Raw genomic sequence first — 3,995 nt, 5'->3', positions numbered from 1 at the left:
AGGACACCGGGTTTTCATCCCGGCAACAGGGGTTCGATTCCCCTAGGAGATGACAGAAAGCCGATCATAGTGATCGGCTTTTTTTATGCTTGATCCATGAGGGATCTCAGGTGAATCCGGTTTGTATCCGTTGCTATGGGCGATGCGGTACTCCAGGGGCTGTAACCGTACACCATACCATACACCAGCACCCTGCATACCTGCCATGGACTGGTTTTTCATCGGAGCTGTTGTTTACCGGGCATTCGAATCCCCCTAAAAAACGAGATACCATCCCCCAAGGGGCAAAAAAATACCCCGCTGGATAGCGGGGCGAACCAAGATGCGTGACGGCCCATGCAGACCGCCGGCTTAACGGTATTAGAACCAGACCCTGAACCCGAAGGCTCCCTGGACGCCTACCTGGGGAAATTGCACCGGATCACTGAACCCGACTCCCAAGGCAGGGGCGACTTCCACAAACAGTTCCAAGCTGCGCAGAATGAAGATGTTCAAGCCCACGGGAATCCTGGCACCCAGGGATAGGGTGGTAGAATTTCCTAAGGATAGCCCCAGGTAGCCGCCGACCCCGAGGTAGAAGTTCAGGGGAGCGGCAAGGCTCTCGTTGGTAATCCAATAATCTGCTGTCACCCCGATGCTGGTAAAGTTTGATCCGATCTGGGCGCCTATGCCGAAGAGCAGGGGGGTGTTGTCAAGTTTTAGGCTCAACATCACATTGTTTCCGGGTAACCCGTTTCCCAAAGGAAGACCTGCGGCGACTCCCAGGCCCATGGCCGAAAGGCTGGTCATCCCGACCAAGGCCAGGATAACTGCTAAAACGATGGTTTTTCTATTCATGATAATCTCCTTACGATACCTAGGTATTCTTGGCAACTATATATAGTGCGCAACAGCTTGTAACGTTCCACCCCGGCGACACCCCCCAAGGGTAGAATTCTCGGTTGCTCCGCCATATCTGGTGTAGTTTACAACCCTTTGCGCACTACGCTTAATATAGGGAAAGAACCGGGAAATATCCATAGAAAGGGCTGACCATGCATGGTATTATTTGCTGGAAACGTGAACATCAGCAGGATCTTTCGTCCCAGACCTCCCATTACCTATGAACCGGTTCCTAAGGGGTGTCCGGATGCATCCGCGGGGACCGATACCTGTTGGCTGTAACCCCTCGGGGGAAAATCAAAGGATAGGAAGAATCGTATGTCCCGACAAATAGTACTTCATGCCACAGACCTTGATGGGTATCTTACCCAGGAGGATCAAGACAACATCAGTCAGATGCACGAGCTCTATGACAAGGCCCTGGTTCAGTATCAAAAATACGCCCAGGAATTGGAGGTAGGCGCACCGGGCAGGGCAAAGGATGAGATAATCGGATTGTATAACCAGATGGGTGATCTCATGAAGGATATTACCGGTACCCATGACCGAATTCAGGTATACAGCTTCCTACAGCCCAAAGAAAACCATGGCGAGGTGTCTCGGCTTATTGCCAAGCTCCGAGATACCCGTACCCAGCGCCAGGAATTCGTGTACTACATACAGCGAGCCTATGAGCTGCTGTTTCAACTGGCTTACCATATGGGGCAGACTACCCGTAAAAATCACCTCATTATTAAAACCCCGGTAACCCAGCCGGTTCAGAACTATGCCGTTCACAAGATACCGGCTATCGATGATAAGCTGGAAAATACGGTGATGTGCGTCATGCTCAGGGGGGCCCTCTTGCCGAGTATGATCATGTCCAAGGAGATTCAGGAGTATTCCTCCTCAGGGTATGTCACTCCCTTTGCTCTGTTCCGGATCCGTCGGGATGACCGCAAGCAGGAGCGGGATATGGATTATCTTCTGGATTTGGATTACTCCTATTTCGACCTTGAGAGTCTCAATGACAAGGATCTCATTTTTGCTGATCCCATGAACGCCACCGGGGGATCCCTGGTCACCATCATCAGGTATCTGGAATCCCAGGGGGTAGTACCCCGGTCTATCCGATTCTTCACCGTTATTTCGGCCCTCAAGGGGGCGCTTCAGGTCGCTAGGGCTGTAGAGCATATCCGGATCTACACCCTTTGGATGGATCCCGTACTGAATACCGCCGCCTACATTCTTCCGGGCCTCGGGGATGCGGGGGATCGTCTTAACGGCAGGGACAGCGATGAGTTGCCCCGGAATATGATCCAGCTGATCGCCGATTACGGACAAAACATCGCCAACCTCTACCGGTGGCAGGTACGGGAGATCGAACAAACCGTTCTCGGCAAGATGATATAGACCATGAATCAACGGAAAACCCCCTGCACAACACCAATCCCCCATCGATTCTTGTCCCGGTTTTGTATCAGGCCTCCAGGAGCTCTCGGCTTCTTACTGGCGTTGGGGGCGTTGCTCCTTTTGTTCAGCAGCTGCCTTACCCCAGCATCCTCCGAGGGTGAGCGTGCGGAGCTTGCTGCAGATTATTACCGCCTGGGCAATGCCTTTTATTCTGAGGGTGATTATGCTGCCTCCACGGAGTATCTCTCCCGGGCCTACGGGTTGAACCCGGAAATTCCCGGCCTGGGGTTGAGCTATGCCCTTAGCCTCCTTCGCCTGGGTAACCAATCCGAGGCCGAAGCTATCCTCACCGGGTTGGTAGAGGATGATCCGATGCAGCCCCTCTATTACTCCGCCCTGGCCTACAGCGCAGCCCTTCAGGAGGACTTTTCATCTGCGGAGGGGTACTACCAGGCCCTAGGGGAGCTGAGGGAACCCAATCCCCAGGAGCTGTTTAACTGGATACTTATCCGGGTGAGGCTCGGTGATTTGGAATCCGCTGCAGCGTTGATCCAGGGAATACCCGAGGAGTGGCTGAATGATCAGCCGGAGCTGTTGGCGGCAGCGGGTCGGGTAGCCCTGTTACGTGAGAACTTTGATGAAGCCCTTGATTTGTTGAAACGCTATCAGGCCCGGGGAGGCAGCAAGCCGGATTTCCTGTCAGATCTTGTAGAGGTGCTTCATTTCCACGGTCTGTACCTGGAGGAGGCCGGGGTTCGTGCGACCCTTCACCGGCAATCCTATAAGGCCGAGGAGCAGGCTATCAAGCTTACCCACTTGTATGTAACCGAAATTGAAGATTTATCCCAAGGTTTTGCTTGGATTAAACGAGCCATTGAGGCAGGACTCGCTGAAGAAGTGGAGGAGCTTTTTTCGGTCTTTGATCCGACCCAACAGGCTGAGCTCAATAGATTGGCAGACGCTGCAGCTACCCTGGAAGCCGCCGAATAGACCGGCCTCATCTAGGCCGGTCCGGCAGGCAGGGTATTGTTATGAGGTGATAGCGGTAAGTGCCTGGAATACGGCGTCCGGGGCGGGCCGTGCGTCCAGGTTTGCCAGGAGATTCCGATCGGAGTAGTACTTGATGAGGGGTGCGGTCTGTTTTTCATACACCGCTAACCGGTTTTTTATCGCATCCACCTGATCGTCTGGACGGATGCTCAACTCTTCGCCGGTTACATCATCCTTACCGTCCACCTTGGGCGGATTATAGATGACATGGTAGGTGCGTCCTGACGCCTTGTGAACCCTTCGTCCGGATAATCTCTTAATTATTTCATCCTCTTCGAGATCGAAGTTAATGACCTTATCCACCGAGCTAAACTGGGACAGGGCTTCGGCTTGGGGAATCGTCCTGGGAAAGCCGTCTAAAATGAAGCCCCTATCTGCGTCCTTCTCTGCAAGTCTGTTTTGTACCAGGGTGATTGTAAGGTCATCGGGTACGAGATCTCCCGATTCTACAATCCGTTTTACCTTCAGTCCCAACTCTGTTCCGTTCTGAATCGCTGCCCGAATAATATCGCCGGTGGAAATATGGGGTATTGTCAGTTCATGGGCCAATCGGCTTGCCATGGTTCCTTTGCCGGCCCCGGGAGGGCCTAGAAAAATTAACCGCATTCCAACTCCTTTTTTTGTAATGTCGCCGGGAGAGACATATACTGGTTTGAATTATCTTATGAGCT

At 52.9% G+C, this 3,995-nt stretch carries 4 protein-coding genes; 2 read left to right on the top strand and 2 right to left on the bottom strand.

Annotated elements, in window-relative coordinates:
• Positions 1–360 precede the first annotated feature (360 nt).
• Positions 361–837 carry a BAPKO_0422 family outer member beta-barrel protein gene (locus DC28_RS12600; RefSeq protein WP_037549355.1) on the bottom strand — a complete coding sequence of 159 codons (477 nt, stop codon included), beginning with the start codon at positions 835–837 and terminating at the stop codon, positions 361–363.
• Positions 838–1,200: 363 nt separating this feature from the next.
• On the opposite strand from DC28_RS12600, the gene DC28_RS12595 reads away from it, so the two are divergent.
• Both DC28_RS12595 and DC28_RS12590 read left to right on the top strand, forming a co-directional pair.
• Positions 1,201–2,274 (top strand): uracil phosphoribosyltransferase, encoded by a 1,074-nt coding sequence (locus DC28_RS12595; RefSeq protein ID WP_037549352.1) that lies wholly within the window; start codon positions 1,201–1,203, stop codon positions 2,272–2,274.
• A gap of 3 nt (positions 2,275–2,277) precedes the next feature.
• Entirely contained in the window at positions 2,278–3,264 is a 987-nt protein-coding gene (locus DC28_RS12590; protein ID WP_081942192.1) for a tetratricopeptide repeat protein, read from the top strand.
• A 39-nt stretch (positions 3,265–3,303) separates the two neighbouring features.
• On the opposite strand, the gene adk is transcribed toward DC28_RS12590, so the two are convergent.
• Positions 3,304–3,930: an adenylate kinase gene (adk, locus tag DC28_RS12585; protein ID WP_037549347.1), complete on the bottom strand. Its 627-nt coding sequence runs from the start codon at positions 3,928–3,930 to the stop codon at positions 3,304–3,306.
• Positions 3,931–3,995 lie beyond the last annotated feature (65 nt).

This window comes from Spirochaeta lutea (assembly GCF_000758165.1).
Taxonomy (GTDB): Bacteria; Spirochaetota; Spirochaetia; order DSM-27196; family Salinispiraceae; genus Spirochaeta_D; species Spirochaeta_D lutea.
This window is presented reverse-complemented; position numbering and strand designations above follow the sequence as displayed.